This window comes from Marinobacter zhejiangensis (assembly GCF_900114775.1).
Taxonomy (GTDB): domain Bacteria; phylum Pseudomonadota; class Gammaproteobacteria; order Pseudomonadales; family Oleiphilaceae; genus Marinobacter; species Marinobacter zhejiangensis.
Window position 1 is genome coordinate 1,117,731 of sequence record NZ_FOUE01000001.1, and the last position, 23,636, is coordinate 1,141,366.

23 protein-coding genes are annotated in these 23,636 nt (G+C 59.5%); 13 read left to right on the forward strand and 10 right to left on the reverse strand.

Features of this window, described 5'->3' with window-relative positions:
• Window positions 1-47 precede the first annotated feature (47 nt).
• From lptM to BMZ67_RS04970, 6 genes are all read left to right on the forward strand, one after another.
• Window positions 48-239, forward strand: a complete 192-nt coding sequence (gene lptM, locus BMZ67_RS18465; RefSeq protein WP_139214328.1) for an LPS translocon maturation chaperone LptM — start codon at window positions 48-50, stop codon at window positions 237-239.
• Window positions 240-283: 44 nt separating this feature from the next.
• A complete protein-coding gene (gene lysA, locus BMZ67_RS04950) occupies window positions 284-1,534 on the forward strand; it encodes a diaminopimelate decarboxylase (RefSeq protein ID WP_092020764.1) in 1,251 nt (416 codons plus the stop codon).
• Between the two features lie 8 nt (window positions 1,535-1,542).
• Window positions 1,543-2,475: a diaminopimelate epimerase gene (gene dapF / locus BMZ67_RS04955; RefSeq protein ID WP_092020765.1), complete on the forward strand. Its 933-nt coding sequence runs from the start codon at window positions 1,543-1,545 to the stop codon at window positions 2,473-2,475.
• 18 nt (window positions 2,476-2,493) lie between these two features.
• Window positions 2,494-3,240, forward strand: a complete 747-nt coding sequence (locus BMZ67_RS04960) for a DUF484 family protein (RefSeq protein WP_092020766.1) — start codon at window positions 2,494-2,496, stop codon at window positions 3,238-3,240.
• A 17-nt stretch (window positions 3,241-3,257) separates the two neighbouring features.
• Window positions 3,258-4,256, forward strand: a complete 999-nt coding sequence (xerC, locus tag BMZ67_RS04965; RefSeq protein ID WP_092020946.1) for a tyrosine recombinase XerC — start codon at window positions 3,258-3,260, stop codon at window positions 4,254-4,256.
• Between the two features lie 69 nt (window positions 4,257-4,325).
• Window positions 4,326-5,999, forward strand: coding sequence for a GGDEF domain-containing protein (locus BMZ67_RS04970; protein ID WP_245749873.1), 1,674 nt, complete (start codon window positions 4,326-4,328; stop codon window positions 5,997-5,999).
• Here the strand turns inward: BMZ67_RS04970 and BMZ67_RS04975 are convergent.
• On the reverse strand, window positions 5,996-6,229 hold the full coding sequence (locus BMZ67_RS04975; RefSeq protein WP_092020767.1) for a DUF2789 domain-containing protein: 234 nt from the start codon (window positions 6,227-6,229) through the stop codon (window positions 5,996-5,998). The two genes, BMZ67_RS04970 and BMZ67_RS04975, sit on opposite strands and share 4 nt — an antisense overlap.
• An 87-nt stretch (window positions 6,230-6,316) precedes the next feature.
• Between BMZ67_RS04975 and BMZ67_RS04980 the strand changes: the two genes are divergently transcribed.
• A complete protein-coding gene (locus BMZ67_RS04980; protein ID WP_092020948.1) occupies window positions 6,317-9,082 on the forward strand; it encodes a transporter substrate-binding domain-containing protein in 2,766 nt (921 codons plus the stop codon).
• Window positions 9,083-9,092: 10 nt separating this feature from the next.
• Here the strand turns inward: BMZ67_RS04980 and BMZ67_RS04985 are convergent, their stop codons facing one another.
• Window positions 9,093-9,470, reverse strand: coding sequence for a hypothetical protein (locus tag BMZ67_RS04985; protein WP_092020768.1), 378 nt, complete (start codon window positions 9,468-9,470; stop codon window positions 9,093-9,095).
• Window positions 9,471-9,673: 203 nt separating this feature from the next.
• Here BMZ67_RS04985 and BMZ67_RS04990 point away from each other — a divergent pair, with 203 nt between their 5' ends.
• Both BMZ67_RS04990 and BMZ67_RS04995 read left to right on the forward strand, forming a co-directional pair.
• Entirely contained in the window at window positions 9,674-10,267 is a 594-nt protein-coding gene (locus tag BMZ67_RS04990) for a hypothetical protein (protein ID WP_092020769.1), read from the forward strand.
• A gap of 10 nt (window positions 10,268-10,277) precedes the next feature.
• A complete protein-coding gene (locus BMZ67_RS04995; RefSeq protein WP_245749874.1) occupies window positions 10,278-12,509 on the forward strand; it encodes a patatin-like phospholipase family protein in 2,232 nt (743 codons plus the stop codon).
• Window positions 12,510-12,531: 22 nt separating this feature from the next.
• On the opposite strand, the gene BMZ67_RS05000 is transcribed toward BMZ67_RS04995, so the two are convergent.
• The 5 genes from BMZ67_RS05000 to BMZ67_RS05020 form a co-directional block, all read right to left on the reverse strand.
• On the reverse strand, window positions 12,532-12,924 hold the full coding sequence (locus BMZ67_RS05000; protein WP_092020771.1) for a hypothetical protein: 393 nt from the start codon (window positions 12,922-12,924) through the stop codon (window positions 12,532-12,534).
• Window positions 12,911-13,594 carry a GntR family transcriptional regulator gene (locus BMZ67_RS05005; protein WP_092020949.1) on the reverse strand — a complete coding sequence of 228 codons (684 nt, stop codon included), beginning with the start codon at window positions 13,592-13,594 and terminating at the stop codon, window positions 12,911-12,913. The genes BMZ67_RS05000 and BMZ67_RS05005 overlap by 14 nt, the downstream gene beginning before the upstream one ends.
• A gap of 154 nt (window positions 13,595-13,748) precedes the next feature.
• The gene (gene cls / locus BMZ67_RS05010) at window positions 13,749-15,185 is read right to left on the reverse strand and encodes a cardiolipin synthase (RefSeq protein WP_092020772.1); all 1,437 of its coding nucleotides are present in this window, start codon (window positions 15,183-15,185) and stop codon (window positions 13,749-13,751) included.
• Window positions 15,182-16,234 carry an AraC family transcriptional regulator gene (locus BMZ67_RS05015; RefSeq protein ID WP_245749875.1) on the reverse strand — a complete coding sequence of 351 codons (1,053 nt, stop codon included), beginning with the start codon at window positions 16,232-16,234 and terminating at the stop codon, window positions 15,182-15,184. Before BMZ67_RS05015 ends, cls begins: the two co-directional genes overlap by 4 nt.
• 316 nt (window positions 16,235-16,550) lie before the next feature.
• A complete protein-coding gene (locus BMZ67_RS05020; protein WP_092020773.1) occupies window positions 16,551-16,988 on the reverse strand; it encodes a hypothetical protein in 438 nt (145 codons plus the stop codon).
• Between the two features lie 179 nt (window positions 16,989-17,167).
• Here BMZ67_RS05020 and BMZ67_RS05025 point away from each other — a divergent pair, with 179 nt between their 5' ends.
• The gene (locus tag BMZ67_RS05025; protein WP_092020774.1) at window positions 17,168-17,941 is read left to right on the forward strand and encodes an alpha/beta fold hydrolase; all 774 of its coding nucleotides are present in this window, start codon (window positions 17,168-17,170) and stop codon (window positions 17,939-17,941) included.
• A 13-nt stretch (window positions 17,942-17,954) separates the two neighbouring features.
• Here BMZ67_RS05025 and BMZ67_RS18555 read toward each other — a convergent pair whose 3' ends face one another.
• Window positions 17,955-18,098 (reverse strand): hypothetical protein, encoded by a 144-nt coding sequence (locus BMZ67_RS18555; RefSeq protein ID WP_175481829.1) that lies wholly within the window; start codon window positions 18,096-18,098, stop codon window positions 17,955-17,957.
• Window positions 18,099-18,296: 198 nt separating this feature from the next.
• Here BMZ67_RS18555 and BMZ67_RS05035 point away from each other — a divergent pair, with 198 nt between their 5' ends.
• The 3 genes from BMZ67_RS05035 (at window position 18,297) to BMZ67_RS05045 (ending at window position 20,915) form a co-directional block, all read left to right on the forward strand.
• Window positions 18,297-19,385, forward strand: coding sequence for an SMP-30/gluconolactonase/LRE family protein (locus BMZ67_RS05035; RefSeq protein ID WP_092020776.1), 1,089 nt, complete (start codon window positions 18,297-18,299; stop codon window positions 19,383-19,385).
• Complete coding sequence (locus BMZ67_RS05040; protein ID WP_092020777.1) at window positions 19,382-19,861, forward strand: acyl-CoA thioesterase; 480 nt, start codon at window positions 19,382-19,384, stop codon at window positions 19,859-19,861. The genes BMZ67_RS05035 and BMZ67_RS05040 overlap by 4 nt, the downstream gene beginning before the upstream one ends.
• A 64-nt stretch (window positions 19,862-19,925) precedes the next feature.
• Window positions 19,926-20,915 carry an NADP-dependent oxidoreductase gene (locus BMZ67_RS05045; protein WP_092020951.1) on the forward strand — a complete coding sequence of 330 codons (990 nt, stop codon included), beginning with the start codon at window positions 19,926-19,928 and terminating at the stop codon, window positions 20,913-20,915.
• Window positions 20,916-20,924: 9 nt separating this feature from the next.
• Here the strand turns inward: BMZ67_RS05045 and BMZ67_RS05050 are convergent, their stop codons facing one another.
• Window positions 20,925-22,787, reverse strand: a complete 1,863-nt coding sequence (locus tag BMZ67_RS05050) for a cation:proton antiporter (protein WP_092020778.1) — start codon at window positions 22,785-22,787, stop codon at window positions 20,925-20,927.
• A 44-nt stretch (window positions 22,788-22,831) separates the two neighbouring features.
• Entirely contained in the window at window positions 22,832-23,632 is an 801-nt protein-coding gene (gene tcdA, locus BMZ67_RS05055; RefSeq protein ID WP_175481830.1) for a tRNA cyclic N6-threonylcarbamoyladenosine(37) synthase TcdA, read from the reverse strand.
• Window positions 23,633-23,636: the final 4 nt, after the last annotated feature.

Below are 23,636 nucleotides of genomic sequence, written 5' to 3' on the forward strand. Positions count from 1 at the left end.
GCAGTCAGGTATACTCGACGGTTATTGCAACCAGAGGGTAGTTGTCCATGGCACATCGCAGGGTATGTGTGACCTTACTGATGGTCGTCCAGGTACTGTTGGCCGGCTGTGGCCAGAAAGGACCGTTATATCGGGACGCCGGGCTGGCGGTGCCAGTGTCGGAGGTGTCGCCGGCGACTGCGGTTGAGGACGACGACAACGACAATGCCGGAGCCGGAGTGCCCCCCAGCGGTCACTGATCCGCAAACGCGCTAGCCCTCTCACATTTATTTCAGGATTACGAATGGACTACTTCAATTACCGCAGCGGCGAGCTGTTTGCCGAAGACGTACCTGTTGCTGATATTGCCGCTCGTTTTGGCACCCCGGCCTATGTGTATTCCCGGGCGACCCTGGAGCGTCACTACCGGGCCTATGACGAGGCCCTGTCTGGCCGCTCCCGGCTGATCTGCTATGCGGTCAAGGCCAACAGCAACCTGGCGGTACTGAACGTCTTGGCTCGCTTGGGTGCGGGCTTTGATATCGTGTCTGCCGGTGAGCTGGAGCGGGTGATCCGGGCGGGGGGCGATCCCGCCAAAGTAGTGTTCTCCGGTGTTGGCAAACAGCCTTGGGAAATGCGTAAGGCGCTGGAAGCGGGCGTTCACTGTTTCAACGTGGAGTCTGACACCGAACTGGACCGGCTCAATGAAGTTGCCGGTGAGCTGGGTGTGCGGGCGCCGGTGTCCCTGCGGGTCAACCCGGACGTCGATGCGGGTACCCACCCTTACATTTCCACGGGTCTTAAAGAAAACAAGTTTGGCGTGGACATTGGTCAGGCGCCGGACATCTATGCCCGCGCAAACGCCATGCCCAACCTTGAGGTGATTGGCGTTGACTGTCATATCGGCTCCCAGCTGACCACGGTCGAGCCGTTTCTGGATGCTCTGGACCGGGTGCTGGCGTTGATTGACCAGCTGGCCGAACAGGGTATCCGTATTCGCCATCTGGACATGGGCGGCGGGCTGGGTGTCCGCTACAACCAGGAACAGCCACCGGAGCCGGCCGAATATGTGGCGAAGCTGGCGGAACGCCTGGGTGACCGGGATCTCAAACTGGTGCTGGAGCCGGGCCGCTCGATTGCAGCCAATGCCGGTATCCTGGTTACCAAGGTGGAGTTCCTGAAGTGCACTGATCAGCGCAATTTTGCCATCATTGATGCTGCTATGAATGACCTGATTCGTCCGGCGCTGTACAGCGCGTGGCAGGAAATTGTTCCGGTGGTGCAGCGGGATGATGTGGAAGAAAAAGCCTGGGACCTGGTGGGGCCGGTGTGTGAAACCGGTGATTTCCTCGGCAAGGACAGAGCGCTCAGCCTGGCGCCGGGCGACTTGCTGGCGGTTCGCTCGGCGGGCGCCTACGGGTTTGTGATGGCGTCCAACTACAACACCCGCAACCGCCCGCCGGAACTGATGGTGGACGGCGACCAGGTCCATGTGGTTCGTCGCCGGGAAACCCTCGACGACCAGCTGGCCCCTGAAAGTTGCCTGCCGGAGTGACGGTTGCGATGAATCAGAACCGTCGTGGCCAGGGGCCACTGCTGACCTTTACCAAGATGCACGGGTTGGGCAACGATTTCATGGTTATCGATGCCATCAGCCAGCCGTTCCGGTTGCAGCCCGAGTTGATCCGCAAGCTGGCGGACCGGAACTTCGGTATTGGCTTCGATCAACTGCTGGTGGTGGAGCCGCCGGGGATGCCGGATGTGGACTTCCGTTATCGGATCTTCAACGCCGATGGCTCCGAGGTTGAACAGTGTGGCAACGGAGCCCGTTGTTTTGCCCGTTTTGTCCGCGACAACCGGCTGACCAACAAGAAGGTGATCCGGGTTCAGACCGCCAAGGGTGTGATTGAACTGAGAATCGGCCGTGAAGGTCTGGTAACCGTGAATATGGGGGTTCCGGAGTTGGAGCCAGCGGCGATTCCCTTCGACGCAGACGCGGCTCAGACCACCTATACGATTGCAGCCGGTGATCAGTCGTTTGAGCTCAGTGCAGTCTCCATGGGGAATCCGCACGGGGTGCTGGTGGTGGACAACGTTGACGACGCCCCGGTTGAGACGGTTGGGCCGCTGCTGGAAAGCCACCCGGCATTCCCGGCGCGGGCCAACATCGGTTTTCTTCAAGTGGTCGACCGTCGTCATGCTCGCCTGAGGGTGTTTGAACGTGGCGTTGGGGAGACTCTGGCCTGTGGCACCGGCGCCTGCGCGGCGGTTGTGGCGGGACGCCTGCGTGGCCTGCTCGACGAGCGGGTGGAGGTGGTGTTGCCCGGCGGCCGGCTGATCATAGAATGGTCGGGGGAAGGGGCCCCTGTTATGATGGAAGGCCCTGCTACAACGGTGTTTGAGGGGCAGCTGCGGCTGCCTTCGGAGGGGGCTTCCCCCCGTCCCCGGAAAAACAAAAAGCCCAGCGAGCGCAAAAAGAAAGGGCACGGTGGCTGAACAGGTAAGGAGAAGTCGATGACTGAGCAAACGGCCCGAGAGACGGCCGAAACACTGACCCACGAAGCGGTTGCCGAGTACCTGCGGGAGCATCCGGATTTCTTTCTCGGTCAGGACGAACTGTTGCGTAGCCTGACCCTTCCCCATGACAGCGGCCGGGCCATTTCGCTGGTGGAACGCCAGGTTCATTTGTTCCGCGAGCAACGGGATACGCTGCGGCGGGAGCTGGTTGAGCTGGTGTCCATTGCCCGTCACAACGACCGCCTGTTCGAAAAGAGCAAACGGTTGTTGCTGCATGTGATTGAGGCCGACAACCTGAACGACATGGCGGCTGCCATTGATGACAGCATCCGTGGCGATTTTGGCCTGGATGCCGCCTCGGTCATTGTGTTTACGGACCAGCCGTTGGCGGAAAGCCCGGAAGGTGCGCTGCAGGTGGTCAGCCCGCAAGAGGCGGATGAGCGTCTGGGAGACCTGCTCGCCGGTGACCGTGCTGTGTGTGGGCAGTTCCGTGAAAGTGAGCGGGCCTTCCTGTTCCCGGACCGGGACGAGCCGATCGCGTCGGTTGCCCTGGTGCCATTGCGTGACAACGAAGTCCGGGGCGTGTTTGCCATTGGCAGCTGTCAGCCCGGCTATTTTGATGAAAACATGGGGTCGCTGTTCCTGACCTACATCAGTGACACCCTGAGCCGCCTGTTGCCGTCGATGATGCAACGGTACTGTGAGCCTCCACTGGTCATGGATGTGGTGGCGGAGAACTCCTGACAGTGGCGAGAGGCCGTGTGCCCAGAGACGCGGAGCCGGCATCGGTAAGCGGTGAACCGACCGCGGAACTTGTTGGTCCCCTTGAGAGTTTTCTTCAGCACCTGGCGTCGGAGCGGCGTCAGGCCCGTCATACCTGCCTGAACTACCGCCGCGACCTGATGCGCCTGGCGGGTTATCTTGCCCGCCATACCCTCCACTGGACAGACCTTGATGGCCATGGCTTGCGCCGCTATGTTGCGGTGCTGAGCCACGAGGGGCTGTCCGGGCGCAGCATCGCCCGCCACCTGTCCGCCACTCGCCGGTTTTTTGATTACCTGATCCGGGAACGGCTGGCTACGGACAATCCGGCGTTGGACGTGCGGGCGCCGAAATCACCGAAAAAACTGCCCCAGGTGGTGGACGTTGATCAGCTCAACGGCTTGCTGGACGCCGCCCCTGACGATCCCCTGGAAGTTCGTGACCGGGCCATGTTCGAGCTGTTTTACTCATCGGGGTTGCGACTGTCGGAGCTGGCCGGTATCGATATGGACGATCTGGATCGGCAGAGTGGCGAGCTGCGGGTGGTGGGTAAAGGCGACAAGGAACGGGTGCTGCCAGTGGGGCGTAAAGCTCTGGCCGCGATTCAGGCGTGGTTGCCGGTTCGCCAGGGCCTGGTGGACGACCGTGAGGCGGCCCTGTTTGTGAGCCAGAGAGGTCAAAGGATCAGTGTGCGTAACATTCAGGCCAGGCTCAAACGCTGGGGGCTGGCCAAGGGGGCTGACCAACGCCTTTACCCTCATCTACTGAGGCACTCCTTTGCCAGTCACATGCTGGAATCCAGTGGCGATTTACGCGCGGTGCAGGAGCTGCTTGGCCACGCGGATATTTCCACCACCCAGGTCTATACGCACCTGGATTTCCAGCACCTTGCACACATCTACGATCAAAGCCACCCCCGGGCCAAACGACGCCAGGCCGATAGCCGCGATGTGTCCACGCCGTTCGATGAAGCACCGGGAAACGACTATAGTTCGTAACCATAAGCATACGCTCCGGGCCAAGATCACTTTTTAGATAACGGAAGTTCAACTGCACAGGGGAGTTGCATGTCGTCAGAAGATTCCTGGAAAGCCAAGTACCTGCAGGAACAGGAATATCGGGAAATCAGCGAGCAGGCCTGGGAGTCGGAGCGCCATCTGCTCGGTCGGTTGCTGGTTCGGACGAGCCTGGCATCACAAGGCCAGAGTCAGACGCTGGATTTGCTGTTGACGCAGTTGCGGGATGGTTTGAGGCAGAGTTCTTCTGACCTGGGCGGTTTGCGGAAACTGCAGGAGGCCATTGACCTGCAGTTAACCGAGCTTGATGACGAGCAAGCTGCCCAACGCGGCAAGCTGGCCGAGCGGGTAGAGCAGTTGATTGGCGTGGCCCAGGCAAACCCCATGTTTGCCGAGGAGAAAGATCGTCTGAAGGCGCTTGAGATGCGCTGGCATCAGCCGGTGACCCAGTCCAGTCAGTGGGCTCCTTGGTTCACGGAGCTGGCCGAACTGATGGTCCGGGCCCTGGCGAGTGAGGGCAACGGCGTCACGGAGCGCTCCGGCCTTTTGGGGCGGCTGTTTCGTAGCGGGCGTGATGAGTCGAATGACGGCAAACCCGGGCCTGCAGCTGCCACTGAACGAGCGGAGACTCGGCCGGGGGCGTGCGCTGAGGATCTGGAACAGCGAATCCAGATTGCCCGGCGAATATCCGAATTGCTCGGGCAGATGCTGTCGCAGCTCACTCTTGATGTTTCCGCCCACGCCCGTGCCGAGATCCTGCGTAACCATCTGGCTGAGAGCAATGACTGGCAGGAGCTGCGGGAATCGCTCAACGAGGTTGCTGATTTGTTGATCCTGGCGATCAAACGGGGGCAACAGGAGTTCGAGGCGTTCCTCAAGCGGCTGGATGAGCGGTTGCTGGCCTTGCAGGATCACTTTGTCGACCAGACCGATATTCTGGCCGGGGCAGAATGTGCCGCCCGGGCATTTGATGAGGGCCTGCGCAGTGAGCTTCGGGCGCTGGGCGAAGAGGTCGATGCCAGTAACGATGTGAGCGAACTGAAACGTTCAGTGAGCCAGCACCTGGAATCTATTTCTGACGCTGTATTCCGTTATCGGGAAGAGGAGTGCCAACGGGAGCGGCGCCTGTCGGAGCAGCTTCAGGCAATGAAAGAAAAGGTGATCGCGCTGGAAGCCCACTCGGAACAGATCAAGGTACGCCTGAAGGAAGAGCGAAACCGGGCGTTGACGGACGTGCTGACCCAGCTGCCAAACCGAGAAGCCTGGCAGCAGCGCATGTCGTTTGAAATGGCGCGTTGGGAACGCTATGGCCACCCGGTGACCATCGGCGTGCTCGACATTGATCACTTCAAGCGCATCAATGACTCTTACGGCCACAAGGCGGGGGACCGGGTTATCCAGCTGGTGGCGAAAACCCTGGAGGGGCGATTGCGGGCCACCGACTTTATTGCTCGATATGGCGGTGAGGAGTTTGTCCTTATGATGCCTGAAACCACGACTGATACGGCAAAGGCGGTGTTGGATGACCTACGCGGCCAGGTTGCCGAGTTGCCATTTCATTTTCGCGGAGAGCCCGTTACGATCACCTTTTCCGCCGGTTTGACGGACCTCCGCACTGGCGATGACCAGGACTCGGTCTTCGACCGGGCGGACAAGGTGCTTTATGACGCCAAGAGCGGAGGGCGCAACCGGGTGTGTGCTGACGTGGTGGACGCTGGCGCCTAATGGCGCAGCATGGCGTCCAGTTCGTCGATTAGCTCGGCCCAATCCGAGTCGTCAGCCAACCCTTCGCGGAGGAAGTTGGCCTGGCTCTCGCTCCAGAAAGGTGCATCGGCCAGGGTGAGCTCCCTGGGAAGCGGTCCGTACCGGGTGACAAACTGAGTGATGCTGGCGTCATCCGAGGCCAGGCCCAACTGCTCAAACAGGGTGCCCAAAGAACGCTTGCTGATATCCATGGTGGAGTCCTTCGTCTCGATGGTGCTTTTTTCTGAGTGCCTTTCTGTTTTTCAATGTAGTGGAAGTGATGGGGATATCCAGTGATTGTGCGTGTCATCGTTAGATTTCTGGTGGGGCTGGCAGCGGTGCTGTCCTGGCCAGTGGCGGCCGAGCCTCCACTGGTGTCACCGCAGCCGGTTCTGGGTATTGAAGACCTGCGCTGGCTGGATCAGCTCGATGACCTGAGCATTGGCGTGAGCAGTGGCCAGGTGCCCTTGGCCTTTCGTGCCTCTGAAGGCCAGATGGCCGGGACCTACATTGATTACCTCGATCGCATTGCCCGCAAGCTGGATGTGCCTCTGGTTCAGGTCGATGGTTCACTCCCGGAGTTGGAGCGTCTGCTTGACGCGGGTGAGCTTGATGCCGTGGTGGCCACGCGCCCGTTTGGCGAGTTGCCGCCGCAGGGGCGGGTGGTGACCGCGCCGTTGATGTCGCTGACTTATGGTCTGTTTGTGGATGCCGGTGATGCCAGCATCCGTACCCTTGCTGACCTTGAGCGGAGACGCATCGCCCTGGTGGAAAGTGACAGCAACCAGTTTCAGTTGCTGGAACCGGTAGAGAGCTTTCACCCCGTTCATGTTGCCAACATCAGTGAAGCGGTGAGCACGGTGTTGTCCGGGCAGGCGGATGCGTTTATTGGCCCGGTTCCGGTGGTCTCCGATTTCCTCCAGTCCGCGATGATCAACGGGATTGGCCTCGCCGTTCTGCTCGATAGCCTTCCGGTGGACGTGGTGCTGGAAGTCCGGAGCGATCAGGAGCAGTTGTTCCGGGTCCTGAACAGTGCTGTGGAGTCCATCAGTCACAACGAACACCGGGAAATTCGGCAGGCCTGGCTGCCGCTGACGATTCCCCATGCCGGCGAACAACTGGAAGTAAACCTGACCGAGGTTGAGCTGGCCTGGCTCAAGCGTAATCCCAATCTGCGGATCGCCTACCGTGATCACTGGCCGCCGTTTGAGTTCATGGAGGACGACAAGATTCGCGGTTTGGTACCTGATCTGGTCGGCCGGATTGAAGGGCAGCTGGGGGTCAAGTTTGCCCAGCAACAGGTCGAAAGCCTCACCAGTGCCGAGCAGCAGCTCGCCAATGGTGAACTGGATATCCTGCCGGCGTTGTCCCTGACGCCACAGCGGGAAGGGAAGTTCCTGTTTAGCCGCCCTTACCTGACACTCCCCATTTCCCTGGTGATTCGTGATGACGGCCGCTTTATCGGCGACTTGCGGGAACTTCGCACGGAACGGGTGGGGGTGGTCCGAGGTCAGGCCGGTTTCGATTATCTGCTGATCAACCACCCGGATCTGGACTTGTATCCGGTTACCAACGTTGAGGAAGGCTTGCTGGCGCTCTCCAACGGCGACCTGGATGTTATGGTGACGCAGATTCCGGCGGTCAGCTACACCGTGGCTCGACTTGGGCTGTCTAACCTTCGTATTACCAGTATCACGCCTTACCAGTATGAGCTGCGTTTCGCCGTCAATAAAAGCCGGCCAGAGCTGCTAAGGATCATCAACAAGACGCTCGGCAGCCTGGGCAGCGTTGAAACCGAAGAAATCTACAATCGCTGGATTCATCTGGATATCGAACAGGAAACGGACTACACCGTCGTGCGCCGGGTCATCCTGATCGCCCTGGTTGTGGTGCTGATCTTCCTGTACTGGAACCGCAAGCTGTCCCGGGAGGTGGATGAACGCATCCGTTCCGAGGAGGCGTTACGCCGGAGTGAAGATGAGCTGCGGGCGGCCAAGCAGGAAGCCGAACGCCTGGCCCGGGAAGCCGAGAGCGCCAACCGTGCCAAGAGCGAGTTCCTGGCGAACATGTCCCACGAAATCCGGACCCCGATGAACGCGGTGATCGGTTACAGCGATCTGCTCGACAAGAGCGTATCCGACCCCCGCCAGCGCAGCTATCTGGAGGCGATCCGGGCGGGCAGTCGCAGCCTGCTGATGCTGATCAACGACATCCTTGACCTCTCCCGCATCGAAGCGGGCAAGATGCGACTGGAGATTGGCCCACTGGCGGTTCGCCGTTTGCTGGATGATGTTCGCTACATTTTCGATCTGCGGGCCCGGGAGCAGGGAATCAGTCTCGATGTGTCGGTTGACCCCGCCATGCCGGCCGTGATGATGCTGGATGAGACCCGTTTGCGGCAGGTGTTGTTCAACCTGGTGGGGAATGCCATCAAGTTTACTCACCAGGGCGGCGTAACCGTCAACGCGGGTGTTGACCTGTGCCACGCCGACGGCGAGTCGTTGAGCTGCCGCCTGATGATTACTGTCAGCGACAGCGGTATCGGGATTTCGCAAGACCAGCAGGAGCGGATATTCGATGCCTTCGAGCAGCAGGAAGGCCAGAGCAGCCGTAGGTACGGCGGCACCGGTCTCGGTTTGGCCATCAGCCGAAAGCTGGTCGTGATGATGGGCGGGGAGCTGACCGTAACCAGCGAGCCGGGGCAGGGCTCGACCTTTACGGTGTCGCTGCCAGATGTTGAAGTATCCGAAGAGCTGGTGGAAAGTGAAGATGTACCGGAGGCGACCGAGCAGCCGCTGGTGGAAACATTGAACATGCAGGAACGGGGCTGGCTTCGCCACCAGCTTGCCGAGGATTTCGGCGACGAGTGGAAGTCCGTGCGGGAAAGCGGGGATCCGGAGCAAATGCGTTACTTTGCCAGCCGCGTACTGTCCTGGGGCCAGCGTTTCCGTTCCCGTACGGTGACCCTCTACGGGGAGAAACTGCTGGCCGACGTTGAGGCGTTTAACCTGGATGCCATCAATGCGGAGCTGGAGGGCTTCCCCCGGTTACTGGGTGAGGACTAGAACGACGTGATCAGAGGCAGTCGTACTGGCTTTGGCGGTCAAACGCGACCGAGACCATGTCGTAACCGGCATCGGATAACGAGCGGATCAGTTCGCGGTCGTGTAGCAGGGTCATGCAGGCTTTATGAACACTGGCCTGGAGTTGTTCCTGCCCGGTAGCCGGGCCGATGCGGAAGTCGACGATGAGGTATTTCCGGTCAACAGCAGCGGTGACGGGAATGTCAGTCCGTTCGACGCTCTGGAAGCCAATGTAGGTTGCTTCGTCGGTGGCGAAAACTTCACTCATCAGCAGGTCGATATTCTCAGCCTGGCTGGACATGGAAACCGACAGACCCGCCAGAAGCAGAGCGAACTGCAGGTGGCGCTGGAATCGTGGAAAGTGTCGCATCGTCTGACCCTACGTTGTGTAACGAACGGAAATATATCGTTACAAAGATTGTTGCAGATCACAGGTTATCTTTCCTGAATTTTTGGAAGGATTTTTCAATTGTTTGCGATTTGGTTAAAAACCAACCAGGTTTCTCTGGCGCTTTCTGGGCAACGGGGGATCAACTATGATGAATGTACCGTCGAACAGGGAGTGAACAACCGATGTTTCAGCTTGTTTTCAAAGGTGAATGTACGCCAAACACGGATCTGAATACGGCCCGTAATAATGCCCGGGCACTGTTCAAGGCTTCTCTGGATCAGGTCGACAAGATGTTCAGTGGCCAGCGGGTGGTCATTCGTAACAAGCTGGATGAGGCCCAGGCTGAAAAGTACCGCCAGGTGTTGCAGAAGCACGGGATGATTGCCCATGTCGAGCCTATGGTCGCAGCGGCCCCAACACCTGCGCCAGCACCGACGTCAACCCCTGAGTCGGCCCCAGAGCCACGACCGGCACCGGCCGCGCCGCAAGCGAGTGCACCGGCCGCAGATCCGGTGGCGGTGGAGCCGGGCGACCGGTTGCAGGTGGCCGGGGACAAGGTGGACAGTATTCTCTCTGGCTCAGGTCTCACCCTGGATCCGGTCGGGGTGACCCTGGCGGAAGCGGAAGAGGTTGAAGTGCCGATGTTTGAACACCTGGATGAGTGGACAGTGGCACCCGCCGGCAGTGATATCGGTGTGGAGCGGGACTTACCTCCACCGCTGGTGCCGGATACGTCGCACCTGTCCCTGGCAGAAGACGATAACCACAAGGACTGATTCCATTACCGTGACCCGCGCACTTATTCCCTTACTCCTGTTGTGCCCGTTGTTGGCCTGGACGTCGGCCAATGCCAATGAATCGGAACCGGGGGATGGCCTGGAACCCCAGCGACCCAGAATTGGCCTGGTGCTGAGTGGCGGTGGTGCCAAAGGCCTGGCGCATGTGGGGGTGCTTCGGGTGCTGGAGGAGATCCGGGTGCCGGTCGACTACATCGCCGGTACCAGTGCGGGGTCGGCCGTTGCTGCGATGTACGCGCTCGGCATGCCGGTGGACGAGATCGAACAGCGCTTCATCAATATGAACTGGAAATCCAGTTTCCAGGACACGCCGGGGCGGCATTACCAGCCGATTCACCGTAAGGATCAGGCCTGGCGCTATCCGCTGTCACCGGGCCTGGGGGTCCGCTCCGATGGCTTTCACCTGGGGCGAGGCCTGATCTCCGGTCAGAACCTCGGCTTTATCCTCAACGGCATCACGGCGGAAGCCGCGACGGTTCGCGATTTTGACCAGTTGCCCATCCCCTTCCGGGCGGTAGCGACAGATCTGGGCACTGGCGAGGAAGTGGTGATCGGGCAGGGCGACCTGGCAAAAGCGATTCGTGCCAGCATGAGTATTCCCGGTGTTTACGCGCCCGTGGAGCTGGATGGCAAGCTGCTGGTGGATGGCGGTATTGCCAATAACATCCCGATCAGCGTAGTTCGGGGCATGGGCGCGGACATCATTATTGCGGTGGATATCTCCGACTCACTGGCCCATGGCCAGAGCCTGAGAGAAGCGTTCTCGGTGGTCGGCCAGCTCACCACAATGTTGACCCGGACCAATGCCCTGGCCCAGTTGCAGTTGCTGGGGGATCAGGATGTTCTGTTGCAGCCGGACCTGGAAGGCCTGAGCTCGGCGGATTTCTATAAAGCGCCGTTGCTGATCGAGATTGGCGCGACGACAGCGCGGGCCCATGCCAGTGAGCTGCATGCCCTGGCTGTCGATGAAAACGAATGGCAACGCTACGTGGAGCGGCGGTCGGTCCGGGATTTCCAGTCCGGCCCCATTGTGGGGATCGAGGTCGCCGAAGGGAGTGGACGGGTATCCTCTGAATTCATTGAGGCGCGCATCAGCCAGCCCATCGGTGAACCTCTGGATGTGGCCCGTCTGGAGGAAGACCTGAAGCGTATCTACGGCCTTGGCTATCACGAAACCGTCGGCTACCGACTGTCGTCTTCGGACATGGGCTCAGTGCTCGATCTGGATGCCCAGGAAAAAAGCTGGGGCCCCAACTACCTCAGTTTTGGGTTGGGGTTTGAAGACAACTTCCGTTATGACACCCACTTCAATGCATCGGCAGAACTGCGTATGACCGGGCTTAACAGTCGCGGTGGTGAGTGGCTGACCGGTGTTCAACTGGGCACCGACCCCTACGTCCGTTCCGAATGGTTTCAGCCTCTGGATTACGGCTTTAATCGTTTTATTACCCTGGGGGCCCAGTACGAGCGGGAAAGTTTCAACCTGTTCGAGCCCGGTGGGCAGAGGGTGTCTGAGGCCGATATCAGTCGGCGCCAGGTGGATCTGTCGGCAGGGTTGGAACTGGGGGTCAATGGTGAGGTCAGGCTTCGCTATGCCCGGGGCTATACCAAGACCGAGGACCTGTTGGGTGCCTTGGTGTTCCAGGACGAACGGGTGGACCAGGGCAGTGTGGAGCTGCGCTTGGTGTATGACTCCATGGATGACCCGTTTTTACCGTCTCTGGGGAGCTTTGCCGGATTGAAAGGGCGCTTCGAGCGGCCTGGCCTGGGAGCAGACCGGGACTATGATCGAGTCTCGATGATGCTCTCCAAAGCGGGTGGCTGGAAAAACTACTACCTGATTGGATCGATCTATGCGGACGTGGTCACTCAGGGCGAAGCCGGCTACGAAGATTATATCTTGTTAGGCGGCTTCCGCCGTCTGACCGGCTTCAGTTACGGTGAGGTCAGCGGCCAGGACGCGGCGCTGGTTTCGCTGGTGGGCTACCGAAAGTTTGGAGGGCCCTTTGTGCCTTTCTTTGCCGGTGGCGCCTTTGAAGCTGGCAATGGCTGGGATTCGATCAGCGACGCCCGTTGGGGAAATACCCTCAAGTCCTGGACCCTGTTTGCCGGAATTGACAGCTTTTTGGGGCCGGTTCAGCTGTCAACGTCTCACAGCACTCAGGAGGATTGGACCGTCACCCTCAATGTAGGCTACTACCTGGGGCGCCTGTTCGACTGATCGTCTGGTTGCAGGCCAGCGCTCAGTATTCAGTGTCGAGCAGGGGGGCAACCAGATAGAGTTCCGGCTGACAGGGGCCAGTCATAGGTCGCCGCAAAAGTGCCTTATATTCATCCCCGGTATTTGCGCCTTGTGGCAGGCGATGGAAGACAATGTCGTCGCCGGGGAAAAATTGCCAGGTGGCGAAGGTCGGGTCTGTCAGGGCGCTTGTCGTCGACAGCAAGGTTGCAATGCCTCTGATCTGGCTCCAGGCGCACAGTGGCTGAGGGCGCGTGGGCTCGGGAGAGGTCTGGTGAGTACCTGCCTCGGTGGCACTGGGCAACGGGGTCGCCGGTTGGGGGCTGGTGGCACAGGCGCTCAGCAGTGTCGCTGTTAGCAGGATCGCTGGGAAACCGGTGAACTCAGGGTGATTCATGGTTGGCCTTGTTGGCGTCGATGCAGGCGATGACGTTTTCACACTGATGAGTGGCATAGCGTTGGATAATGTCACAGAGTCCTTCTTCATCGTGTCGGCCAATCGCGTCCAGTGATTGGCGCATATAAATCAGGTTGCCATTGAGAGTCTCGGGGCCACCGTGCTTGAAGGCCGCAAAGGCACAGCGTTTGGCGGACGGCCACAGATCTTCAATGGCAGAGACAATAAAGTAGTTATCCGCATAGGCCAGTGATGCCTGGGTGTACTGAATGCCGAGGTCCAGAAACGTTAGTAAGTCGTTGTTCTGGTAGCAGGTCTGCATGTTGCCGTAGAGCGACTCCAGGCGTTCCATATCGGCCGGTTGCCACTCCCGCGCAAGCTTTCGTCCTGTATGGCTCAGGTAGAGTGCCAGAGTGTCGTAGAGGCTGTGAATGAAAAAACGGTCGAGGTCGGTAACGAAAGCGCCTTTTCTCGGCACGTTCCTGACCATATGGCGCTTTTCCAGCAGCAACAACCCTTCCCGGATGGAACCGTGGCTGACATCCAGTTTCTTTGCCATGGTGCCTTCATAGATCCGCTCGCCGGATTTCAGTTGGCCGAACACAATCAGGGACTCGATATGGCGGGCAACTTGCTCGGTTAGGGTTTCTCGTGGTTTGAAGGCTGTCATGAACGGGCTTTTGTCGGATTTGGAATACACCTCGGCGGCACTGGCCGGGCAACCATGGTCTCACAATCATAAGCCCCGGAAAACGGCGGGGCTCTCACTGCTCATTGGTGGGCGTGCAAAGAGCCGCTCTCGAGGCCGCAGGCAAGGCAGCGGGTCACAGCAACGGTGCCAGCAGCCGCACCGCACGGCAACTGATCCGGAAGAGCAATGAACGGTCACGATAGTCTCTGGCGGTCATCAGCCGACACTCCTGCAAATCGTTGGTCAGCATGGTATCGACATCCTGGACAAAGGCGGCTGCCGTGGACAGGGCGGTGATCTCGAAATTCAGCCGCATTGAGCGATTGTCCAGGTTGGCGGTACCAATGGCTGCGTAGCGGTCATCCACCAGCACGACTTTCTGGTGCATGAAACCCTGCTGGTATTGATAGATACCAATGCCGGCCCGGCTGGCCTGAACCAGGTAAGAGTAAGCTGCCATCCGAATAAGCTGGTTGTCGGATTTTTCCGGGATAAGAATACGGACATCCACACCCCGCAACGCCGCCAGTTCAAGCGCGTTGATAATCTGCAGGTCCGGAACAAAGTAAGGGGACGCAATCCAGACTCGCTCACGGGCGTTGTTGATGCAGTTCAGAAAGAACAGGGTGCAGGTTTCATGGGGGTCTGCAGGTCCAGTCGGCAGAATCAGTGCCTCCTGGTCACCGGCAGGGTGGGCGTCCAGGGGCCAGTCCAGTTGCGGGAGTTCATTGCTGGCCCAGTTCCAGTCTTCCAGCCAGGCCAGCTGGAGGCCGAGCACGGCGGGCCCCTGAATCTGGCAATGAGTATCACGCCATGGTTCCTGGCCCATCGCCGTACCCAGGTATTCGTCACCCAGGTTGATGCCACCTACGAAACCGACGGTGCCGTCGCAGATCAGCAGCTTGCGATGGTTGCGGAAATTGATCTGGAAACGCCGCCGGCGCACGTTGCCGTCCCCGAATGAGGCTACCTGAGCACCAGCGGCGACCAGCTCTTTCAGGTACTTGGATGAGAGCGAAAAGCTGCCAATGTCATCGTACAGGAACCAGACCTTAACCCCATCGGCCAGCTTTCGTTTCAGGATGCTCTTGATGCGCTGACCGACCCGGTCGGAACGGATGATATAGAACTCCAGCAGTATGTAGTGGCTGGCCTTCTCCATGGCGTCAAACAGCGCCTGGAAGGTTGCCTCGCCGTCCTTGAGCACGGTGCAGTGATTGCCCGCGGTGAAGGGTTGGCGGGCGAGCCTGCTGAACACTTTGAGGTCATCGCTGAACTCGCCGTCGCCGGGAGAGAGCACTGTGTTGGGCTGGCTTTCGAACCGGTCAAACAGCGGCTGCAGTGACTGGTCGCCGGTACGGCGGGCGCGGACATAGCCGGTAAAACGATTGCGCCCGAACAGCAGGAACAGTGGCACGGCAACGTAAGGGGCGCCTATCAGGCCCATGATCCAGGCGATGGCGCCGGGCGCGGTACGGTAGGTCAGCAGCACCCGGTAGACGCACGATAGTGCCAGTGCGTAAAGCAGGAACAGACCAAGGGCAATCAGCGATGACAGATCCTGCGTCATGGCGGCGGCTCCTGGTGCTGGTGTTGGGCCCGATAGTGGGCCGGTGCCATGCCGGTCCAGCGTTTGAAGGCCCGGCTGAACGCGCTCAGTTCCGAGAACCCCAGCAAAAAGGCAATTTCCCCCAGCGCAAACTGGTTGCCGGCAACATACCTCAACGCCTTGTCCTTGCGTACGCTTTCAACCATGTCGTGAAAGCTGATGCCCTCTTTCTTGAGGCGCCGGTAGAGGGTCTGGCGGCTCATATGGCACTGCTGGGCGAGGGTGTCGGCGTTGATTCGATCGGTGGACATCTGCCTGGAAATCATACGCCGGACTTTGCGGCTGAAACTCTTTTGCGGTTGCCAGCGCGACAGCACGCTGTTGACCTGGCGGAGGACCGCCGAATAGATATAGGGGTTACGCCGTGGAATGGGGTGGCTCAGGTGACGGTTGTCGAATGCGACACGGGTGACGGTGGCATCGAAGCGAATATCCCCGCCCAGCAGGCGGCGGTATTCGCTGGCGTAGTCTGGCTCAGGGTGGGCCATTTCGATCCAGTCGGCGTGAAAGTCCGGGTGGATGAAATGGCGGGTCCGGGTCATAGCGGATGCCAGGGTCCGGTCCATGTCCTGGCGGCAATAATGCTGTCGGCTGTCGGGGAGCCAGCTCAGTATGGTTTGCTCTTCGGTCTGCTCCAGGCCTAGCAGGACGGACTCGTTGATCAGCCGGTGCAACCGGACATACTGGGTGACGGCGTCCCCCAGGGTGTCGCAGTTGAAAAACACGTGACCGACCAGTCCCATGCTTTCCGGGTCGACCGCCTCACCTGCATGAAGGCCGATGGCAGGGTCGTCACTGACACTTTCGGCATAGTGCCAGAGCGCGTAGTAGCGGTCTGCATCAATGTGCCGGTCAGGGCCCTGGAGCTGGTCTGGTGATGTACCGAGAATTTCCTCGATGACCTGGCGTTCGCCAAGGCCCTTGCGCTGAAGGTACGAGAGCAGTGCCAACGTGCTGGAGGCGGCAACCTGTGGTGGTATGTCGTTGATTTCTGAATCGCCGGTAGCCACGGTTGGTGCCCTATGGATGATGGATCATACCCGAAATGTTGTTACGAAATGTCAAGCGTATGGGACAGCCTGTCAAGGGTTTGTCACACCAATAACGATACCATTACTTATACGGTTAGAGACGTTTTGAATTCATCTGCGGGAGGTGGTTTGTATGGAAAGCACAATTTTCGTCCCTCATAACGAAGTGGAACGCGAAAACTGTAAGGCATTAGCTGAGTATCTGAGCTGCATGTATTTCTGCTGAGGACTCGCTTCAGACATAACCCTTCTTGGGGCCGGAGATTCCGGCCCTTTTTTTTGTCCGGTGGCCGGGCTAGTGGGGTTCAGGCGTGTCTTGGGGCTGGATCCGCTGGCGCAGGTTTTCGCTGCGGGTCAGGATGCTTTCGATACGTTCCAGTTGGGCAAGGGTTTGCTCGGATTTCATGGTCCGGCTGGCGCTAAAGTCGAACTCCAGTCCAAGAACCTGTTGGCCGTTTTCGACATCACGGATGTTCCGTACGGTAGCAATGAGGTTGTCGATGCTGAGATTTCCGGCTTCCATTGACAGCTCGGCGCGCAATTCTATGCTGTCGCCTTCGAGGATACTGGCGTTATCGGTGTCGATCAGCGATACGCCGTTGCGGCTGAAGTCCTTGCCAGCGGCAGGTTGGTAACGGTTGAACAGTCCTTTGCGTGGGCGCCAGGCCAGAGCCAGTTTTGCAGCGGGCATGCGACGAAGTCTGCGGCGTTCCGGCCGTTGTGTTTCATACATGTATCAAGGGTTCCTTGTTGAGTTTGGCGCATGAGAACCTTGCGCCAGTGGAATGGTCGATGGCTTCGGTTCGGTGGTAATGTATCGTGCGAATGTTTCCGCTAGCGGGACGAAATCCACAAAATGCTGCCAGGACAGGGACCTACGTCACAGTCCTGGAGGGAGAGTTAGGAGTTAGCATGACGGTCAGCCTCAATCATCGTATCAGCGGCAGTGGGCAACCCCTGATTCTGCTGCACGGCCTGTTTGGTTCGCTGGAAAATCTCGGGGGTATTGCCCAGCGTCTGCAGGACCAGTTTGAGATCCATGCCCTGGATCATCGTAACCATGGCCGTTCGCCCCATGCCGACACTATGGATTATCCGTCGATGGCGGCTGACGTCCTGGCCTACATGGATCAGCAGGGTTTGGAAACGGCCTGTCTGCTAGGGCACTCGATGGGCGGGAAAATCGCCATGCAGGTGGCGTTGTCGGCACCTCAGCGAGTGAGCAAGTTGATTGTGCTGGATATCGCGCCGGTCACCTACAAGCCGCGGCATGATGCGATTCTGGAAGGTTTGTCGGCGCTGTCGCCGGAAACCATCGACAATCGCCAGGAGGCTGACCGGGCACTTGCCGAGTATGTGGAGACTCCGGAAATCCGTCAGTTTCTGCTTAAGAATCTTCAGCGGGTTCCTGGCGCGGAGAACTTTCGGTGGCGGCTGAACCTGCCAGTCATCGAGGCTTGCTACAGTAACCTGGCTGCGGCACCCGTGGCGGAGGGCAGCTTTGCAGGACCGGTCCTGTTCCTGAAAGGCGAACACTCGGCCTACATCCAGGAAAAACACCGGCCCGACGTGGAACGGCTATTCCCGAATGCCACTTTGCGAATCGTGTCCGGCACCGACCACTGGTTGCATGCCGAGAAGCCGGACACGGTGGCTGCGCTCTGTCGCCAGTTCCTGCTGGACTGAATGCGAGATTCGCTCAGGCTTCGGCTTCGCAGGAAGAATCTGGCTTGCTGAGGTCGGCCATCTTGCGGTCAAAGAAGCTCTTGGCGCTGTAAACTACGCCGCCAAGCACCAGCAATGCGGCGAAGGTGAACGCGGTTGAGGTGAGTTCATAAAGCATGGTTAGCTCCGGGGAAACGTGGGTTTTGCGACGAATCGCTCAAAAAATGAGCAGCGACTATACCCGAGCCCTGCCCGAGCTTCAAGCGCCGAAGCGTCGACGGTTCTGGCCTGCTTGAGGCTGTTGAAGAAAGGTTTTGTTAAGGTAGGATTCGCCTGATCAAGTAGTTGATAACCATAAATAAAAAGGAACCTTTGCATGCGTTGGCTTCTGCTGGTTTTACTGGCTGTGTTCTTGATTTTGGGGGGCTTTTTGCTGGCTCCCACACCGATCGACAGCCAGGCCTGGCGCGCGCCGGTACCACCGGAGCTTTCCGGTGTCCTGGCCGCCAATGAGGCATTGCAGCAGGCCGAGTTGTTGGCACTTGGCGAGGTCTATGGTCCGGAAGACACCATTGAAGACAGTCAGGGCCGTCTCTACGCCGGCACCCAGGATGGCAAAGTGGTCAGGGTCTGGCCCGATGGCCGGGTGGAGGAGTGGGTGGTCACCGGTGGCCGGCCATTGGGCATGGTCTTTGATCGTCAGGGTAACCTGATTGTTGCCGATGCCTGGAAAGGATTGTTGAGTATCTCGCCGCAGGGCGACCTGCGGGTATTGTCGCGGGAGTCCGGCGGCGTGCCGTTCCATTTTACCGATGATGTGGATATCGCTCCGGACGGACGGATCTACTTTACCGATGCCAGCTCCCGTTTCCAGCAACCAGACTACAAACTCGACCTGTTGGAGATGCGGCCCCATGGCCGGCTGTTGCGATACAACCCGGCCAATGGGCGAACCGAGACGCTGCTGGACCGGCTGTACTTCGCCAATGGCGTTGCCGTATCGCCGGGTGGCAACTACCTGCTGGTGAATGAAACCTGGAAGTACCGCATATTAAAGTACTGGCTGAGCGGGCCGAAAGTGGGGCAGGTCGAGGTGTTTGCCGACAACCTGCCCGGGTTCCCGGACAATCTGGCGGTCGACGACCAGGGACGATACTGGGTAGCGTTTCCGTCGTTGCGGGACGACAAGATCGACTTCATGCACCGTTACCCGTGGCTTAAGGAGCTGGTGGCCAAACTGCCAGCGTGGCTCCAGCCCAAACCTCGCCCCTATGGCATGGTGGTCGCGTTTGACGAACGTGGCCGGGCCCTGGTCAGTCTCCACGACACCCAGGGACAGCACCTGCAAGAGATCACATCGGTCAATCCAAGCGGGGGCCACCTATACTTTGGTTCACTTCACAACGATCGTATTGGTCGGCTAGCGTTGCAGGCTGTTCCCGGCCTTGGAGAGAGTGGACGATGACTCGGACTGCCGAGCAGATTGCGTGGGATCTGCCCAACCCGTTTATCCTGGAGATCGACGTTGTCGATGCGGACACCGACCGTCTGGGACATGCCAATAATGTGGTTTATGTGCGCTGGCTGGAGGACATCAGCTGGGCGCATATTGAAAGCCTGGGCATGACCTGGGAGCGTCATGAAGCCACCGGAAAGGCAATGGCGATCACCCGTACCGAAATCGATTACCTGATGCCGGCCAACGCCGGAGACCGGCTGCTCCTGGGCACTTGGCTCACGGAGTTTGACGGCCGATTCCGTTCTGCCCGACAGTTCCAGCTGGTGCGCCCCGCCGATGGTAAGACGCTGGTTCGGGCCCGCTCCACCCATGCCTGTGTGGATCTGAAAACCCAGCGTCCCTCTCGGGTGCCGGCGGAGTATGGCGACATTCTCTCGGCGGCCATGGTGGCTGGCGGACAGGGGCTGCCACCCCAGGGCTGAGCGCGGAGCGGAAATTATCTGCTAGGCTGGAATGAAGCCTTCCCTGTTTGCGCTGGAGATCGCCATGGAGAACCTGACCGTGCCCCCTGAATCCAGAGAAATGCGCCGTATCGTGTACGATCGGTTTGGTGACGCGGACCAGCTAAGGCTGGAGCCTGCGGCCGTGCCACAACCGGGTGACGGGCAGGTCTGCATTCGCGTTGCCGGCGCCGGCCTCAACCCCATCGACTGGAAAACCCGCAAAGGGCTTGGTTTCGCCGCCCAGCAAATCGAAACAAAACTGCCCTGGACTCCCGGCTATGACCTGTCGGGCGAAGTGGTCTCGGTGGCCACGGATGTCCGCACCCTGGCGCCGGGCGACCGGGTCATGGGGATGGTCGGGTTTCCGGCAGATGGCGGCGCCTATGCGGAGTATGCCCTGGCGAGGGCGGATGAGCTTGCCATCGTACCTGAGGAACTGGACCTGGTCAGTGCCGGGGCGGTGCCTCTGGCGGCACTGACGGCCTGGCAAGCATTGTTCGAAGTGGCCAAGCTGGAGCCGGAGCAGAAAGTGCTTATCCACGCCGGAGCTGGCGGGGTCGGACACTTTGCCATCCAGTTCGCGCTGGTCCGCGGTGCTCACGTCATCGCGACGGCATCCGCCAGCAACAAGGATTTCCTGGATGGTCTTGGGGTGCATGAAGTCATCGATTACACCACCACCGACTTTGTCGATGAGTGTTACGGCCTGGATGTGGTGCTGGATCTGCTGGGGGGCAATGTCGGCAAGCGCTCCCTTCACACCCTGAGCGAGCATGGCGTGCTGGTGACCATACCCACCGTGACCGCCGACGAAATCATTTCAGCGGCCGAAGCCATGTCTCTTCGCGCCCATGGCATGACGGTCCGGCCTGAAGTTTTCCACCTGGAGGAAATCGCCGAACTCATTGAAGACGGTGATGTCCGCGTACACATTGACCGGGTGTTCACCCTGGCCCAGGCCGCGGATGCCCACCGGTTGTTGGAGCAGGGGCATGTGCGAGGCAAGTTGGTGCTGGACTGCCTCGCGCCGTAACGTCCCGTCTTACTGGGTTTTCTGGCCCTTGGGGGCACCTTGGGGCTCGTTGGTGACCTCTTTCTCTTTCCGCTCTTTGGGGGGTTGCGGTGGCACCAGGCAGATCAGTGTCCAGTCTTTTTCCGGCTTCAGGGTAGAGTCGTTGGTAACAGGCTGGATGCGGCCACGGCTGTCGATGGTGAACAGCACCAGGGCCTGGCCTTCGTATTGCGTCTGGAATGCGTCAAAGGTGAAGGCATCGCTTAGCTGCGGCGTCTTAACCGTGTAGCCCTTGCTCACCATACTGGCCAGCTTGGCGTAGCTGGCATCGCCGAACAGCCCCCGGGTACGTTGAATTTTCTCTGCCGTCTGGTGCCTTGCCAGCTGGTCCTGGTCGCCTTCTGACAGACTGAATACGTGGTTTTTGCCGAACCAGTCGAGGAAGTGGTAGGTCGCCAGGGTATTGAGCTGTTTGTACGGGGACATCACCAGCAGGTTGCCGAGACCGGTGAAATCGAGGTGTGTCGTGGCGTGTTCGGACACCGGGTTGCCGAAGTAGGTCTGAAGGTTGTCCATTCTCGCCAGACGGATATTTTCCCAGTTGGTGTCGGTGAGTGTGACCGGCACATCGTATTTACGCAGCGCCAGTGCCACCTGACGTGCCACCTGGTTGGCGCCAAGGATCAGGTAACCGTAATCGGCTGGCTCTGCGACCTTGAGCAAGCGGGCCAGCGGCCGTGCCGTCAGGCTCTGAATCGTAACGGTGGCGATGATCAGGATGAACACCAGCGGCACCAGCGCACCGGCGCTTTCGTAACCCACCTTTTGCAGCTGGAAGGCAAACAGGGCAGACACCGCCGCCGCTACAATGCCCCTTGGTGCGACCCAGCTGAGGAACAGCTTTTCCCGCCAGTCCAGATTGGTGCCAATGGCCGCCAGGAAAATGCTCAACGGGCGGGCGATCAGGATCAGCGCGCCCAGAACCAGCAACAGCCCCCAGCCCAGGTCGGCGATGGAGGCAAATTCAATTCGGGCGGCCAGGATAATAAACAGGCCGGAAATCAGCAGGACGCTGAGTGACTCCTTGAACTCCAGGACGTTGTCGATGGGGACCTGTTTCATGTTGGCCATCCAGATGCCCATCACGGTGACGGTCAGCAGGCCGGACTCGTGGGCCAGCTCGTTGGAGAGGGCATAGACGCCCAGCATGAAGGTCAGGGTGCCGGCATTGTGCAGATACTGGGGCAGCAAATGCTTGCGCAGGGCAACCCCATTGAGCCAGCCGGCAACGGCACCGATCAGGAAACCTACCAGCAGGGTCTTGGCGAAAATGAACAGGGAGTGACTGAACACATTGCCCTGGCCCCAGGACACAATTCCTTCGAACACCAGAACCGCCAGCAGGGCCCCCACCGGGTCGATGATGATGCCTTCCCAGCGCAGGATATTGGCCAGTTTGGAGGTGGGGCGCACCGACCGCAGCAAGGGCACAATCACTGTGGGGCCGGTAACGACGGCGATGGCGCCGAACAGCAACGCGACCTCCCAGGCCAGGTCCAGTGCCCAGTGGGCCGCCAGCGTACCGATGGCGCAGGTGACAATAGAGCCGATGGGAATCAGGTTGCGAACCATCTTGCCATGGTCCTTGATCTCATCGTAGCGCAGGGTCAGGCTGCCTTCGAACAGAATGATGGCGACCGCCAGCGAGATCATCGGGAACAGCAGTTCCCCGAACAGCGGTTGTGGATCAAGCCAGCCCAGAAGTGGGCCGACAACGATACCGCCGGCCAAAAGGAAGAGAATGGCGGGCATTCGTACGCGCCAGGCAAGCCATTGGCAGAACAGGGACATTACGCCAATGCTGGCGAGGAGCATAACGATGCTTACGGGCATAGGGGAATCAGATCCGTTGAAGTGGCAAAATTAATAGACGCACCTTAACTATCGCCAAGGCGTGCTTTCCGTGCAATGCGGTTGATCAACCGGGACGCAGCGACAAAGCCGAATGTGGCGGTCACCGGGCTGGCGGCTCCAAATCCGGTGGCGCAGTCCAGCCGGACCGGGCCTGCGGTATCCGGTTTTTGCAGGCAAACTTCGCCGTCGCCTGCGGGGTAGGTCAATTGTTCCAGTGAATACACCGCCTCGATTCCAAAGCGCCGCTTCGGGTTGCGGGAGAACCCGTACTCCCGACGCAACAGGTTACGTACCTTGGCGAGCAGTGGGTCCTGGGTAGTTCGGCTAAGGTCGGCGACCTGAATCTGGGTCGGGTCCATCTGGCCACCGGCGCCCCCCGCGCAGACCAGCGGAATCTTTCGGCGCTGACAGTGGGCTATCAGGGCCGCCTTGGATTTGACGCTGTCGATGGCGTCAATGACGCCAGTCACGTCATCGCCAAGCAGGTCGGCAACGTTGTTGGGGGTCAGGAAGCCGAAGTGTGGGCGAATATCGGCATGGGGATTGATGGCCCGCAGTCGTTCCGCCAGGGCATCGGTCTTGGTACGGCCATACTGGCCCGCCAGCGCGTGGGACTGGCGATTGGTGTTCGACACACAAATGTCATCCATATCCACCAGAGTGATGGTGCCGATACCGGTGCGGGCGATGGCTTCGGCCGCCCAGGAACCAACACCGCCGAGCCCGACAACCACAATATGAGTCTGACGAAAGGCAGCTTGCGCACGGCGGCCGTAGAGCCGTTCGATACCGCCAAAGCGGTGACTGTAGTCATCAGCGGTCATGCTG

What these genes read in the sequence shown, in the direction of transcription:
- BMZ67_RS04990 (WP_092020769.1), top strand. Translation starts at nt 9,674, where the DNA reads ATGTTTCAGCTTGTTTTCAAAGGTGAATGTACGCCAAACACGGATCTG.
- BMZ67_RS05025 (WP_092020774.1), top strand. Translation starts at nt 17,168, where the DNA reads ATGACGGTCAGCCTCAATCATCGTATCAGCGGCAGTGGGCAACCCCTG.
- BMZ67_RS04975 (WP_092020767.1), bottom strand. Translation starts at nt 6,229, where the DNA reads ATGGATATCAGCAAGCGTTCTTTGGGCACCCTGTTTGAGCAGTTGGGC.
- BMZ67_RS05000 (WP_092020771.1), bottom strand. Translation starts at nt 12,924, where the DNA reads ATGAATCACCCTGAGTTCACCGGTTTCCCAGCGATCCTGCTAACAGCG.
- dapF (WP_092020765.1), top strand. Translation starts at nt 1,543, where the DNA reads ATGAATCAGAACCGTCGTGGCCAGGGGCCACTGCTGACCTTTACCAAG.
- tcdA (WP_175481830.1), bottom strand. Translation starts at nt 23,632, where the DNA reads ATGACCGCTGATGACTACAGTCACCGCTTTGGCGGTATCGAACGGCTC.
- lysA (WP_092020764.1), top strand. Translation starts at nt 284, where the DNA reads ATGGACTACTTCAATTACCGCAGCGGCGAGCTGTTTGCCGAAGACGTA.
- BMZ67_RS05040 (WP_092020777.1), top strand. Translation starts at nt 19,382, where the DNA reads ATGACTCGGACTGCCGAGCAGATTGCGTGGGATCTGCCCAACCCGTTT.
- BMZ67_RS05005 (WP_092020949.1), bottom strand. Translation starts at nt 13,594, where the DNA reads ATGACAGCCTTCAAACCACGAGAAACCCTAACCGAGCAAGTTGCCCGC.
- BMZ67_RS04985 (WP_092020768.1), bottom strand. Translation starts at nt 9,470, where the DNA reads ATGCGACACTTTCCACGATTCCAGCGCCACCTGCAGTTCGCTCTGCTT.
- BMZ67_RS04960 (WP_092020766.1), top strand. Translation starts at nt 2,494, where the DNA reads ATGACTGAGCAAACGGCCCGAGAGACGGCCGAAACACTGACCCACGAA.
- BMZ67_RS05050 (WP_092020778.1), bottom strand. Translation starts at nt 22,787, where the DNA reads ATGCCCGTAAGCATCGTTATGCTCCTCGCCAGCATTGGCGTAATGTCC.
- BMZ67_RS04970 (WP_245749873.1), top strand. Translation starts at nt 4,326, where the DNA reads ATGTCGTCAGAAGATTCCTGGAAAGCCAAGTACCTGCAGGAACAGGAA.
- BMZ67_RS05045 (WP_092020951.1), top strand. Translation starts at nt 19,926, where the DNA reads ATGGAGAACCTGACCGTGCCCCCTGAATCCAGAGAAATGCGCCGTATC.
- BMZ67_RS05035 (WP_092020776.1), top strand. Translation starts at nt 18,297, where the DNA reads ATGCGTTGGCTTCTGCTGGTTTTACTGGCTGTGTTCTTGATTTTGGGG.
- BMZ67_RS05020 (WP_092020773.1), bottom strand. Translation starts at nt 16,988, where the DNA reads ATGTATGAAACACAACGGCCGGAACGCCGCAGACTTCGTCGCATGCCC.
- BMZ67_RS18555 (WP_175481829.1), bottom strand. Translation starts at nt 18,098, where the DNA reads ATGCTTTATGAACTCACCTCAACCGCGTTCACCTTCGCCGCATTGCTG.
- lptM (WP_139214328.1), top strand. Translation starts at nt 48, where the DNA reads ATGGCACATCGCAGGGTATGTGTGACCTTACTGATGGTCGTCCAGGTA.
- cls (WP_092020772.1), bottom strand. Translation starts at nt 15,185, where the DNA reads ATGACGCAGGATCTGTCATCGCTGATTGCCCTTGGTCTGTTCCTGCTT.